Source organism: Neptunomonas antarctica (assembly GCF_001305295.1).
GTDB classification, from domain to species: Bacteria; Pseudomonadota; Gammaproteobacteria; order Pseudomonadales; family Balneatricaceae; genus Neptunomonas; species Neptunomonas antarctica.
On the sequence record NZ_LJSI01000028.1, the window covers coordinates 120,379 to 133,933 of the forward strand.

Sequence of the window (13,555 nt, forward strand, 5' to 3'; positions counted from 1 at the left end):
TAACTATGAGGCTTAAGTTGTGTGTCATATTTTTGCAGGCCAAAATCCAGAGAATTATCGCTTTATACTTCGCTCCATTCGTCTTAGTGGTCATTCAACAAGTGTGAAGCTAGAAGCAAAATTCTGGGTAATACTAGACTCTATTGCTGAAGAGCAGTCTCTGAGCACACCACAATTTTTATCTCGGATATATGATGAAGCATTAGATATTAATGGAGATGTCCCTAACTTCGCTTCTTTGTTGCGTTGCGCATGCGCGCTCTATCTGGAACAACCACAAAAAGTTATGGAAACGGTTAGAGAGCAACTGAGCGTAGTTAAGCAGTTAAGCAGTTAAGCAGTTAAGCAGTTAAGCAGTTAAGCAGTTAAGCAGTTAAGCAGTTAAGCAGTTAAGCAGTTAAGCAGTTAAGCAGTTAAGCAGTTAAGCAGTTAAGCAGTTAAGCAGTTAAGCAGTTAAGCAGTTAAGCAGTTAAGCAGTTAAGCAGTTAAGCAGTTAAGCAGTTAAGCAGTTAAGCAGTTAAGCAGTTAAGCAGTTAAGCAGTTAAGCAGTTAAGCAGTTAAGCAGTTAAGCAGTTAAGCAGTTAAGCAGTTAAGCAGTTAAGCAGTTAAGCAGTTAAGCAGTTAAGCAGTTAAGCAGTTAAGCAGTTAAGCAGTTAAGCAGTTAAGCAGTTAAGCAGTTAAGCAGTTAAGCAGTTAAGCAGTTAAGCAGTTAAGCAGTTAAGCAGTTAAGCAGTTAAGCAGTTAAGCAGTTAAGCAGTTAAGCAGTTAAGCAGTTAAGCAGTTAAGCAGTTAAGCAGTTAAGCAGTTAAGCAGTTAAGCAGTTAAGCAGTTAAGCAGTTAAGCAGTTAAGCAGTTAAGCAGTTAAGCAGTTAAGCAGTTAAGCAGTTAAGCAGTTAAGCAGTTAAGCAGTTAAGCAGTTAAGCAGTTAAGCAGTTAAGCAGTTTATTTTCATATCTATAGATTTTTCATGTAGTACTCCAGTACCACCTCCCGCCCAATTAAAGATTTAACCTGTATTAGAACAATACAAAGAGGTTATGTTTTTAATGGCTAAAGCAATTCACACAATGATCAGGGTCTTTGACCTAGACCGTTCTATCTCATTTTATAAGCAGGCCCTTAAACTGGAGGTCGCCGATCGTTTAGATTTCGATGGATTCTCTTTGGTTTACCTAAGAAATGATGAGAACGATTTCGAACTAGAGCTCACCCATAATCATGATCAATCTGATAGATATACACACGGAACGGGATATGGGCACTTAGCAGTTTGTATTGAAGATATTCGCAGCACGCACTCACATTTACTAGCTAACTCACTCAAACCCGCTGACATCAAAGAATTCCATAGAGAAGGCAATCTGATGGCACGATTTTTCTTTTTAGTCGATCCTGATGGCTACAAAATCGAATTTATAGAAAGACACGGACGCTTCAAGTAAGCATATAAAAATTAACTTCCGATAATTTAATAATAATACCCCGGAGGTATCTATGACAAATCAAAACCTATCCCGCAGAGGCTTCCTCAAAGCGAGCGGCCTTACTGCAGCAAGCGCTGTTGCACTAACCCTTTCAGGGCTCAGTATAAGCACAAACTCATGGGCGATGTCTTTAACAAAGATTGACACGCATACCGGAAAATCTCTTTCCCGATTATGTCGTGTTCTTTACCCGCATACTAGCTTAGATGAAATGTATTACGACGCTTGTGTTGAAGCGTTAGATGAGCAGACAAAAACCGACAACGACCTATTAACACTACTGACCCTTGGTGTTAAAGCATTAGATTCAACATCCAACTCTGCGTTTATAGATCTTCCTTCAGAAAGCCAGTTAGCCGCCATAAAGCAAATAGAAGAAACGCCCTTTTTCAATAAAGTGAGAGGCCATGTTGTTGTCGCACTTTATAACAATGAAAAAATATGGAGCACGTTTGGTTATCAAGGCCCTTCGTATCCATTCGGTGGTTATTTAGAACGGGGATTCAACGACATTAACTGGCTACCTAACCATTAAAGATTGGAGATAATAACAATGACAAAATTTAATCTTAATGATGATAGCGTAGTCGTCATCATTGGTTCCGGTGCTGGCGGCGGCACACTAAGTAATGAATTAGCCCAAAATGGCATTAAGGTTGTCTGCTTAGAAGCAGGTAAACTCCTTGATTTTAATAAAGACTTTGTAAACAAAGAATGGGAAATGTTTTCTAAGGAGGCGTGGCTTGATAAACGAACCACTTCTGGAGAATGGCGTGTCGCTAAAGACTTCCCTAACCTCCCCGCATGGATTTGTAAAACTGTGGGCGGCTCTACCTTACATTGGGCCGGAGCAAGTTTACGATTTCAGGAGCATGAGTTTAAAGCCCTATCCCAATATGGCCATGTAGAGGGAGCGAATCTACTCGATTGGCCGATAACGTTAAAAGACCTTGAGCCATATTACGATAAAGCTGAATATAAAATGGGAGTGACTCGTACTAACGGGATCCCGGGGTTGCCCGGCAATAATAACTATCGAGTCATGGAAGCGGGTGCTAAAGAGCTGGGGTATAAAGAAGTTCACACAGGCCGCATGGCAATCAACTCACAACCTCGTGATGGTCGAGCGGCCTGTCGCCAATTAGGATTCTGCTTTCAAGGCTGCAAAATGGGTGCGAAATGGTCAACCTTGTACACCGAAATCCCAAAAGCAGACAGCACGGGTAATTTCGAGCTTAGACCTGAAGCTCACGTTCTGAAAATAACACATAACAAAGCAGGTAAAGTCGACGGCGTCGTATACATTGATGCTAACGGCCAGCAGCAACAACAAAAAGCCCGTATTGTTTGTGTCGCGGGTAACTCTATTGAAAGCCCACGCTTGCTCTTAAATTCGGCCAGCGCAATGTTCAAAAATGGGTTAGCAAACAGCTCTGGACAGGTCGGCAAAAATTATATGCGACATGTCACTGGGTCAGTATATGGCGTATTTGAAAAACCAGTGAATATGCACCGCGGGACTACTATGGCAGGCATCATTCAAGACGAAGCCAAACATAAACCAAGCCGAGGATTTGTTGGCGGTTATGAAATGGAAACCTTATCGCTGGGTTTACCTTTTCTTGCTGCATTTCTTAATCCTGGAAGTTGGGGTAAAGAATTCACCGCAGATTTGGATGATTATGAAAATATGGCGGGTATGTGGATAGTGGGTGAAGACCTTCCGCAAGAAAGTAATCGAATCACATTAAACCACAATGAAAAAGACCAATACGGTCTTCCCGTAGCCAATGTACACGTTGATGATCATCCAAATGATATTGCCATGCGTAACCATGCTTATCAGCAAGGGTCTGCTGTTTATGAATCAATCGGCGCTCTCAGGACTATTAAAGTACCACCCTATCCAAGCACCCATAATATGGGCACAAACCGTATGAGCGAGAAAGCAAGTGACGGTGTTGTGAATAAGTGGGGGCAAAGCCACGATATAGATAATCTATTTGTATCCGATGGTAGCCAATTTACCACCAGTGCAGCAGAAAACCCTACGCTCACCATTGTCGCCCTAGCTATTCGCCAAGCCGAATACATTGCAGCGCAGATGCAAGCCAATAACATCTAAACCTACTGAATCACTTCTCTATACCTGAATAAAGCCAGAGAATCAGATAGCGATATTCAGGTATATTTCACCATTAAAAGTGAAACTTTTGCCCTCTTAGATGAGGGCTTTTTTGATAGGCCTATTATGCTAAAAGTCACTCCTCTTGCGGTTTTACAAGATAACTACATATGGTTAATACAAGATACGAACTCTGATAGCGTTGCTGTTGTCGACCCCGGCGACGGAGCAACAGTCCATGCTTATTTAGAGAAACACAACCTAACGTTGAGTAACATTTTCATTACCCACCATCACTTGGATCATACTCAAGGCATACCCGAGCTTGTCTCACACTATCGACCTACCGTCTTCGGGCCCAGAGATTCAGAAGTTGAAGGTATTACACACTTTATAGGCGAAGGCGATGAAATTAGTTTATTCGGCCATAAGGTAAATGTTATCGCTGCACCAGGCCATACTCTTGACCATCTTCTTTACCTCATAGATAGCAAAATCTTCCACCTTTTCTGCGGCGACACCTTATTTTCTGCAGGTTGTGGAAAGCTACTTGAAGGGACGCCACAGGAGATGTTTCATACTCTACAAAAAATAAAAAAGCTTCCTACGAACACCCTTATTTACCCAGCCCATGAATACTCTATGTCAAACCTGAAATTTGCTAAAAAAGTAGAACCTAGCAACGCTGACATAACACGTATCTACCAGATATACTCTAATAAAGTGAACTCAGGCCAATCGACACTACCGAGTGATATCCAAACTGAATTATTAATAAATCCCTTCTTAAGGACAAATAATTCTGAAATTGTAAATGCCATCGAAAAGCGATACAGCACAAATATTGAAACGGAAATACAGACGTTTACAGCACTGCGAGCCTGGAAAGACTCCTACTGATTCCAACACATTAGCCCAGTCTCTGAATAAAGGAGCAACTATCCATAATCGCCATCTCAGGCGGAGCAAGCGCACGCATTTATCTGCTGGCTGGACCCTTTTGTTAGCCTCATGATGGGCTTGCTCAGCTTAAACTTCAGGTCTGACCGTGGTTATCCAGTGCATAACCACGCTGAATACTGGTCAAACACTCCGCAGTCAGCGCAGGTAATGATGAAAATTTATTGTTTGATCGTGCCGGTATGTCATTGGGCGTGACGTCCGGTGGATACTCGCCGGGCAATGCCGATAAGAACTTAACCAATCCACAATTATCTTGTTTGACCCAACCCATTTCAACCTTTCTGGCTTGGGATATGATTACCTGACAATTTTAAGTTTTTCAATTACCGTTGTTGGCATTATTCGACAGAATCATCTGGTTGATTATTGAGGTCCAAATCCAGCTGCGCATGTAACGCTCCAAGATTCTTCTGGTGCGTAATAATAATTACCTCATCACCCCATTCGATCTTTTCATCTTCTTGCGGAATTATCAGTTTTCCGTTTCGATAGATACACATTATGCGACAGCCTTTGGGTAGTTTTACGTCATGCATGGCACCAACATGCTTTTCCTGAGCCACAAAAGAAAAGGTCGATGCATCATAACGAAACATGGTGGAGAGGTCTAACGGGTCTCGGCCTTCAAGCATATCAGCCAGATGGCGACCAATGGTGCGTGATGGCGTTATAGTTGCTTCAAGCCCCAGCTCTATACAGATATGTGCATAACCAGGGTCTTCAATTTTAGTAACAACTTTGGCAAACCCTAATGAGCGCCCAACCAGGCTGGCTATAATATTGGTCTGATCATGATCGGTAAGGCAATAGAGCACATCGGTTTCTTCTGGATTCGTTTCACGCAACAGTGACGGCTTACTACCATCACCATGCAGAAAACCACAGTCGAGTTCCGCACTGATCGTATCGATTACTTCTTTATCTCTGTCGATAATAATCACTTCATGATTTGTGCCCGATCTCTCTAGCCTCTTCGACACTAACAGGAGACTTAGATTGTAAGCGACTTGCAGCCTGCAAACAGCGCATTCCATCAGCCCAATCGTTCATGTAATCTAGCGGCGTTAGCATTTTCAAGACCCCTTGGTCGGCATGCAAGCCTAAGAAGACTATGCCTTAATTGCCTATCGAGTAGTCAAACTGCTAACACAAGCGTACGAAAGCGACGTAACCAAACCCGACTCATCATTGCAAATGAATACTCGTTTATATTCAAAATCATAGTATTACCTAATGAATTTTGATTTGTAACCTATTTGATTTTTCTATTTAAAGTATCAATTTATGACATCCGCTTTTTTATCAACTGGCATTATTGGCGTGCGGGGAGCCGTATCAAAAGCAATACAGCTTTTAACCAAGGGTCCGGCAAATCGGGGGAAAACCAGTTTAAAATGTATTGCAAATATACTTTAATGACACTACCATAATAAGATGTATTTTATAAACATCTATTAAGCATCATTAAGGAACCTCTGTGAACCCTTCAACTATTGCCATTGTTAAACAAACTGTCCCTCTGATTTCAGCGTCAGGCAACGATATAACCCAGCAGTTTTACACGTTTCTTTTTGATGAGAACCCACAACTCAAGCATGTCTTTAATATGGCTAATCAAGCCAGTGGCAAGCAACAATCATCACTGGCGTCGGCTATTCTTGGTTATGCCGCCAACATTGATAAACTAGAAGCGTTAGGCCCTGTCGTAGAGCGCATTGCAGCAAAGCATTTCACTCTTGATATCCAGCCAGAACACTACCCTATCGTGGGTCGGAATTTGCTTAAAGCGATCCGTAAGGTGCTTGGTGAAGACGTAGCAACAGACGAAGTCATCTCTGCCTGGAGTGATGCTTATGGGCATTTAGCAGACATTTTAATCGGTGTTGAAAAAAATCTTTATGAAGCAGCCGCTGATCATGGCTGGGTTGGATTTAAAGCGTTTAACGTCGACCGTAAGGTAGAGCAAAGCAGTGAGATTACCTCCTTCTACTTAACACCGGCAGATGGCAAGCCTCTGCCTGAGTTTCATCCGGGCCAATACCTCAGTCTGGAAGTAAAATCCGATAGTTTCCCCTATACAGAACTCCGCCAATACAGCTTGTCCGACTCGTCCAACAAGGATTACTATCGTATTTCTGTTAAAAAAGAGCCGGCTCCACAGGAAAACACACCCCATGGCTTAGTCTCAAACCATTTACACGCAGATATTAACGTAGGCGATACCTTACAAGTGCACGTGCCTGGTGGTGACTTTTTGCTGAAAAACACAGATAAGCCCTTAGTCCTGATCAGTGGCGGCGTTGGCATTACGCCATTGCTGAGCATGCTCAATGATTTAACGAAGCGAGGAGATAATCGCCCTATAGTTTGGCTGCATGGAACACGAAATAAGGCGACGCATGCATTTAAAGAACATCTGAATATGCTTGACGCGGACCTGCCCAATCTGACTAAAGTTGTTTGCTACGAAGATATTAGCCATGCTGAAATGGGAGTAGATTACAACTATTCAGGCTATATCAATACCGACATGCTCAGCGACTTATGCCCAGAGGATGCAGAGTACTATTTTTGCGGGCCGATGCCTTTTATGAAAGCAATTTACAGCCAGCTAAAACAACTCAACATTAATGAAGAACAACTTCATTATGAAGTCTTCGGACCTAACGAAGCGCTCTAAAAAGCGTCACTTCGTATCTCAGAGCCTAGTCGCAGCTTAGCATTTAAGTTTCGTAGCGCTGTACGTAACAGCGCTTCGATGACCAGATGATAAAACGGCATCTCAAGCACCTCTTTAATGGTAAGCCGCTGCTACTCTGGAATGCGTCACTCGATACTACTTTCAAAAAAGTGGCTCAATACCGTTAGGGTTAAGTGCGTCTATTTAGCGGCGCTTACCTTCAACACAGGCAGCCATCGCCTGCGCCGTCTCAGACAATTCTGCTTTCAATCCAGCGCAAACACCCTGATTATCTTCTATCGTCTTATTTTGGCTAACTTTCCAGGTACCTTGTAAACTTGTGATTTCAATCTCAATTCCAGTAATAGCCCGCAGTTGACGTGCAATATAATCGTCAGGGGCATCAGAGACTTTCCAGGGCTCCTTACGCCCGCTTTCATGGCGGCTTGTTAGTTCGGTCAGATGAGAAAGGATCCAGTCGGCATCCTGGTGAAATTTAATCTTTCCACGTGCATGGACCACAATGTAGTTCCAGGTAGGAACAACTTTACCCTGTTCTTTTTTTGAGGGATACCATGATGGAGTAATGTAGTGATGGGGCCCCCTAAACATAACGAGTGCTTCGAGTTTTTCATCCAGTTTATTTCCGATGGGATTGCTGCGTGCAATGTGACCCCGCAAAGTTCCCTGAGTAGATAATTCGGGATGGATTATCAGAGGGATATGGTCGGCGACAATGTCTCCTTCTTGCATAGAAACCAAACTTGCAAACGGTTGCATGCGCATAATATCATGCATGATTTCAATCCGATTTTCACGGAAAATCTGGGGTTGTAACATGTTTATATACTCCTAAGTAACACTCTGATTATCTCTTGTTAGCAACCGGCTCTAATGGTTCTTTATTGTATTCAACGCACCCTCCCCTAAGTTCATATACGTAACTATCTAACCCCTGAATTCTATATTTACTAGCTGTCACACGTTTTTGTTTATCTGGTAGGATATGACAGATCATGTCTTATCAGATGAGTTTGCTATTATATTGGTATTTTTATAAGCTCCAATTTTAGTTAATGTTTACATACCAATATGATTCAAGATTCAGGCCTGCATTTCGCGATCGACAGATCAAGAAAGACCCCTATATTTGAACAACTCTGCGAGATGATAAGAAAGCTGGCGCATACAGGTGTTTTAAAAAAAGGCACAGCATTACCCGCTACTCGAGTACTGGCAGAAGAGCTTGACGTATCTCGCTCAACAGTTGTAAGCGCATACGAACAACTGGTAGCCGAGGGATACTTGCAAGGGCGCAGAGGGTCAGGCTATACCGTTTGTGCAATCGGAGCGGTTGAACTACCCCATACCAACATTACTGATGATACGTCCAAAGCAGAGAAGGTAGCGTCACTCAGGCCGCTTACCCCTGGCCAACCGGATATGCGCCTGTTTCCTTATCGCCATTGGGCGAAAACCGTCGCCAGAGTGTGCAGAACTAATCCGGAAGCAATGATGACCGGAGCGGGTTCATTTGGTAATGATTCGCTTCGACAAGCGATAGCAAATCACGTCAGGGAGTGGCGCGGTCTTGAGTGCTCTCCACAGCAGATTATTGTCACGGCGGGCGCCACAGATGCCCTGAATATTTGTTTCCGGACGCTTGTTAATACGGGTCAGGCTGTTGGCATTGAAGATCCGGGATACAAGCCGATACTGCGTTTTGTCTCTAGCCAGGGACTCACTCCAGTTTTTTTAGATATTGATCAGGATGGAGCAAAATTACCCGAAAAAAAAGTTAGTCCACATATTGTCGTTCTCACGCCGTCACATCAATACCCGCTCGGTGGCGTTATGTCGCTGCAACGGCGGTGGGAGTACATCCGCTGGGCGAACACCAACCATGCCTGGATCATTGAAGACGACTACGACAGCGAGCTCCGGTATTCTGGCCGCCCCATCCCCGCCATGGCGAGTTTTGATAATTTGAACCGGACAATATACATCGGAAGTTTTTCAAAAGTATTTTCTAATACGCTGAGGCTAGGTTATCTCATCGTCCCTCACTGTTTAATTGCACCCATCCGCCAAACTATGGATAACTATGGCCTGAAAGCCGGATTAATGCCTCAACAAGCACTCTCGGAATTTATCGATTCAGGTGATTTTTACAGACACCTGAGACGGGTTCGTAAAATCTATAACGAGCGTAGGAAATTTTTGGTAGACGAGCTCTCCAAAAATTTCAGTCACTTTGGCAGCGTGCAAAACCATCCTGCAGGTATGCAGTTGGTTTTTCATCTCAATAACACACTGCAAGATAGTGAAATTGCGCAACGCGCAAAAGAAGCGGGCATTGCTTTAGAACCATTGTCAGAGTCGACGATGCGTAACCTTGGCTACAATGGCTTCATACTCGGCTTCTGTGGATATTCTCAGGATGAAATGAGTGATGCACTAGATAAGTTACATACCGTGTTTTCCATGGTAAAAAAAGTGCGATCAGATGCTTAAGCTCCTGGCCCACAATCAAGGCAACCTTTAACGGCCTCTGGCCCTAGTCGCAGCTTAGCATTTAAGTCGCGTAGCGCTGTCCGCAATCCTTCTTCGATGACCGGATGATAAAACGGCATCTCAAGCATCTCTTTAATAGTAAGCCGCTGTTGCAGCGCCCATGCCAATAAATGGCCTATATGTTCTGCCGCCGGCCCAAACATTTCGGCGCCTAACAATAAGCCAGATCCCTGTTCCGCATAAACTTTTAATATTCCTTTGTTTTTACCCATTACCCGGCTACGCCCCTGTCCTTCAAAGCTGACTTCACCTACGGCATAACGGCGCGCATAACGCTCTTCGAGTTGAGGAAGGTTTAAACCTACATTGGCAATTTGCGGCTCGGTAAATACTATGCCAAGCGTCGCCCGCCTACGGCCAGCACGCACGTCTGGATAGCGACCCGCATTACTACCTGCAATACGGCCTTCATCTGCCGCTTCGTGCAACAATGCCAGTTCGTTATTTACGTCACCGGCAATAAATATATGATCAGGTGTGGCTTGCATACTGTAGTGATCAAACACGGGCACGCCTCGTGGATCCAACACCATGCTGGTGTTTTCTAAACCCAGTTTGTCCACATTTGGCTTTCGACCGGTGGCGGCGAGCAGATAAGAAAAAGACTCCGTCACCTCTGCTCCGGATTTATCCAAATAGACGACCTCAACGCCTTCTCCTTTTTTTCGAATAGTGCTTACTTGCGCTTTGGTGTCCAAGTAGAACTCTTGATTAAATGTTTTTTCAGCATATTCTCTGATCTCAGGATCACTAAGCGTGGCGACCGACCCTCCACGACCAAAGACTTTCACTTTCACTCCTAGCCGACTCAACGCCTGCCCCAGCTCTAGCCCAATCACGCCTGGGCCAAATACAGCCACGGATTCAGGAAGATCATCCAGCTCAAAAATATTATCATTCGTCAGCAAGCGATCACCCGCTTCGGCAAACATAGACGGATAAACAGGCGTTGATCCTGTAGCGATAACAATACGATCTGCTGTGATTTCGGTATGGTCATCAATGGTCAGGGTATGATCATCTTTTAACGTCGCATAACCCCTGATTTTATGATTAGCATCAAACGCTTCAACGTCCTCTATAACAAAACCTACAAAGCGATCTCGCTCACGCTGTATCCGAGCCATCACCGCTTTGCCATCTATCGTGATCTGACCAGGCGTTATTCCGAAAAGCCCTGTGTGCAGGGAGTGATGTGCAGCCTCTGCAGCAGCAATCAATAACTTGCTTGGCATACATCCAACGCGGGCACAGGTTGTACCATATTCGCCCCCTTCGATAAGTACTACATTATCGGTATGCTCTCTTGCGGCACGGTATGCCCCCATGCCAGCGGTGCCTGACCCTATGATTGCTACGTCTACGTGCCTTTTATTCATAATATCTATCCTTGCATTCATCTCTAGTGATGTTAATTAAACGCGTTTTGCAGATTGTGCAGCATAACTACGCAGAAAATGATTAATATCCGATGATTCATAAAGCCACAGATGCTGCCCATCATCTTTTTCGATACGCAGGCAAGGTACCTGAGGTTTACCGCCTCCTTGTATTAGCGCTGAGCGATGCTGTGATTGTTTTTGAATGTCCCGTTGCTCAATATTCAGCCCGGTTTGTTGAATTACTTTGCGAGTTGCCGCACAAAAAGGGCAGCTTGGGAAATGATAAAGCGACAGTGCTTTGATGTTTTCTTGCGTAGACATAATAGAGCCTCTGTTCTGACAAATTGATTGAGGTCTATTATCCAGATCCACTTTGAACAAAATATGCTGTAATGTCTTAATAAATTGTCATTTTGATCACCAGCAGAGACCACAGACTAAAATATGGAAAATACCGCCAATATGGACGCATTAGCTGACGTCTTGAAAGCGATTCGTCTCAGCGCTAACACCTATTTTTGTACAGATTTTAGTGCACCTTGGGGCATGGAAATCGAAGAAAGTCAGCAAGGTATGTTTCATATCGTAGTAGATAACGTTTGCTGGTTAAAACACAGTAAAGCAGAAGAGCCACTTTATCTTTCGGCCGGGGATATTGTCGCCTTCCCCACCGGTGGCGCTCATTGGATTAGCGACACACCGGATAGCCCAAAGCAGCCAGGCTCAGATGTGGTTGAAAATATCCTCAATGGTAATAATCCCTTTCAAGTCAATGCAGAAGAAAGCCATTCAGGAAACAACAACACAGCAACCACCTTGTTGTGCGGATCTTTTAGCTACGATTCTTCGATAGATCACCCTTTTGTAAGAGATCTGCCCTGCTTTATTCATATCAAGGCATCTGAAACACCTGAACTGGCGTGGTTAAGATCCTTAGTGACCGTGCTTGCGCATGAATCCCGCCACCCCTCTCCTGGCTCTAGTGTGATGGTTGACCGCCTGACAGAAGTCTTGTTCATCCAACTCATGCGGACTTATATGACAAGCACATCGAATAATGTGGGCTATATCGCCGCATTAGCTGATCTGCAAGTTGGCTCCGCCTTAAACCTGATCCACGCAGAACACAACGCCTATTGGAGCGTTGAACGCCTCGGCGAAGCGGTGGCCTTATCAAGAACGGCGTTTACAGAAAAGTTCTCAAGAATGGTCGGCATGCCACCCAAGACATACCTTATCAATTGGCGTATGCAAAAAGCTAAAGCTCAGCTTGAAGGCAGTGATAGAGCCATGATAGATATTGCTGAAGGGGCCGGTTACTCGTCTGAAGCCGCTTTCAGTAAAGCCTTCAAGCAGTATTTTGAGCAGCCTCCCGGGCAGGTGCGCCGTAACAGTAATCAACATTAATAAACGATTATCATCCAACCACTGCCTCCGCTACTGGCTTGTTTTCTACTCGCCTAATAAACAAGGCCAATACAATCAAGACCATAGCGGTCATTTCCAATCGGTCTATATTTTCACCTAATAAAACCGCCCCCGTTAGCAAAGCAACGACTAATTCAAGTGACCCCATCAATGCATTTTTATCGGCACAGGATCGGGGTGCACCCAGCATAAACAGTATCTGAGGAAGGGCCGCAGCCAATAATGCGATACCTAATATCGATAATAAACCCGTGAGTGAAACCGGCAGCACGAGCACAGGCGCACTCCATATCGCTATGGGCAGGAGCACAATAATATGGCCGATGGTTATCCAGGCCATTCTATTCATGGTTGGAATATTTCTTCTTGGATTAGACAGGTACTGGACCTGAGTAGCTACCATTAAAGGCGCTAAAAAGCAGCCGACAACCGACAGTAATAACCCGGCAGAAAGTGTTTCTGGCCTTACCGTTAATGACGCAGCAATGGCTACCAGCGCCGCCGCAATTAACGCATTTTGTGACGGCTTTCGTTTAAAAATAATCCAACCAATCAATACACTAAAAACAGGGTACGTGTAATAGATCAGGATGGCGGTGGCCGCGGGCAACGTGTTAAGCGCATGAAAATAGCCAAAAATAGAAACACCACTCGCGATGCCTAACATCAGCATTCGACATGCCTCAGGCCAGCTGGCTTGTGGCGTCCGCAGGAAAAAAGCAAAAAATAACGCAGGTAAGATAAACCGGTACAAACTCACCATCTCTGCACCAAAACCCTCTTTAAATAACAGTTGTGCAAAAAATGGGTTTAGCCCGTAAAAAAAAGCCGACATTAATACAAAATGCTGGCCATTGATCATGGGATTGGTAATTGGTTTAGTGATCACGTGGGTATCATTCCTTTAGTTAAGCGAGAA

14 protein-coding genes are annotated in these 13,555 nt (G+C 44.2%); 8 read left to right on the forward strand and 6 right to left on the reverse strand.

Features of this window, described 5'->3' with window-relative positions; genetic code table 11:
- Positions 1-19 precede the first annotated feature (19 nt).
- From Nant_RS07165 to gloB, 5 genes are all read left to right on the forward strand, one after another.
- On the forward strand, positions 20-337 hold the full coding sequence (locus tag Nant_RS07165; protein ID WP_054340957.1) for a ribbon-helix-helix domain-containing protein: 318 nt from the start codon (positions 20-22) through the stop codon (positions 335-337).
- Between the two features lie 709 nt (positions 338-1,046).
- The gene (locus Nant_RS07170; protein ID WP_054340997.1) at positions 1,047-1,442 is read left to right on the forward strand and encodes a VOC family protein; all 396 of its coding nucleotides are present in this window, start codon (positions 1,047-1,049) and stop codon (positions 1,440-1,442) included.
- Positions 1,443-1,494: 52 nt separating this feature from the next.
- A complete protein-coding gene (locus Nant_RS07175) occupies positions 1,495-2,019 on the forward strand; it encodes a twin-arginine translocation signal domain-containing protein (protein ID WP_054340958.1) in 525 nt (174 codons plus the stop codon).
- An 18-nt stretch (positions 2,020-2,037) separates the two neighbouring features.
- Positions 2,038-3,609: a GMC family oxidoreductase gene (locus tag Nant_RS07180; protein WP_054340959.1), complete on the forward strand. Its 1,572-nt coding sequence runs from the start codon at positions 2,038-2,040 to the stop codon at positions 3,607-3,609.
- Positions 3,610-3,735: 126 nt separating this feature from the next.
- A complete protein-coding gene (gloB, locus tag Nant_RS07185) occupies positions 3,736-4,509 on the forward strand; it encodes a hydroxyacylglutathione hydrolase (protein WP_054340960.1) in 774 nt (257 codons plus the stop codon).
- Between the two features lie 136 nt (positions 4,510-4,645).
- Here the strand turns inward: gloB and Nant_RS07190 are convergent, their stop codons facing one another.
- Both Nant_RS07190 and Nant_RS07195 read right to left on the reverse strand, forming a co-directional pair.
- Positions 4,646-4,843: a hypothetical protein gene (locus Nant_RS07190; protein WP_054340961.1), complete on the reverse strand. Its 198-nt coding sequence runs from the start codon at positions 4,841-4,843 to the stop codon at positions 4,646-4,648.
- A gap of 67 nt (positions 4,844-4,910) precedes the next feature.
- Positions 4,911-5,552: a potassium channel family protein gene (locus Nant_RS07195; RefSeq protein ID WP_202904965.1), complete on the reverse strand. Its 642-nt coding sequence runs from the start codon at positions 5,550-5,552 to the stop codon at positions 4,911-4,913.
- A 497-nt stretch (positions 5,553-6,049) separates the two neighbouring features.
- On the opposite strand from Nant_RS07195, the gene hmpA reads away from it, so the two are divergent.
- A complete protein-coding gene (hmpA, locus tag Nant_RS07200; protein WP_054340963.1) occupies positions 6,050-7,252 on the forward strand; it encodes an NO-inducible flavohemoprotein in 1,203 nt (400 codons plus the stop codon).
- Positions 7,253-7,456: 204 nt separating this feature from the next.
- Here hmpA and Nant_RS07205 read toward each other — a convergent pair whose 3' ends face one another.
- Positions 7,457-8,092: an FMN-binding negative transcriptional regulator gene (locus Nant_RS07205; protein ID WP_054340964.1), complete on the reverse strand. Its 636-nt coding sequence runs from the start codon at positions 8,090-8,092 to the stop codon at positions 7,457-7,459.
- A gap of 252 nt (positions 8,093-8,344) precedes the next feature.
- On the opposite strand from Nant_RS07205, the gene pdxR reads away from it, so the two are divergent.
- Positions 8,345-9,766, forward strand: a complete 1,422-nt coding sequence (gene pdxR, locus Nant_RS07210) for a MocR-like pyridoxine biosynthesis transcription factor PdxR (protein ID WP_054340965.1) — start codon at positions 8,345-8,347, stop codon at positions 9,764-9,766.
- Here pdxR and Nant_RS07215 read toward each other — a convergent pair.
- Together Nant_RS07215 and Nant_RS07220 are read right to left on the reverse strand one after the other, a co-directional pair.
- Positions 9,763-11,205 (reverse strand): dihydrolipoyl dehydrogenase, encoded by a 1,443-nt coding sequence (locus tag Nant_RS07215; RefSeq protein ID WP_054340966.1) that lies wholly within the window; start codon positions 11,203-11,205, stop codon positions 9,763-9,765. The genes pdxR and Nant_RS07215 overlap by 4 nt on opposite strands.
- Positions 11,206-11,241: 36 nt before the next feature.
- Entirely contained in the window at positions 11,242-11,529 is a 288-nt protein-coding gene (locus Nant_RS07220; RefSeq protein ID WP_054340967.1) for a glutaredoxin family protein, read from the reverse strand.
- A 123-nt stretch (positions 11,530-11,652) separates the two neighbouring features.
- Here Nant_RS07220 and Nant_RS07225 point away from each other — a divergent pair, with 123 nt between their 5' ends.
- On the forward strand, positions 11,653-12,615 hold the full coding sequence (locus Nant_RS07225) for an AraC family transcriptional regulator (RefSeq protein WP_054340968.1): 963 nt from the start codon (positions 11,653-11,655) through the stop codon (positions 12,613-12,615).
- Positions 12,616-12,625: 10 nt separating this feature from the next.
- Here the strand turns inward: Nant_RS07225 and Nant_RS07230 are convergent, their stop codons facing one another.
- Positions 12,626-13,525, reverse strand: coding sequence for a DMT family transporter (locus tag Nant_RS07230; protein ID WP_238377090.1), 900 nt, complete (start codon positions 13,523-13,525; stop codon positions 12,626-12,628).
- Positions 13,526-13,555: the final 30 nt, after the last annotated feature.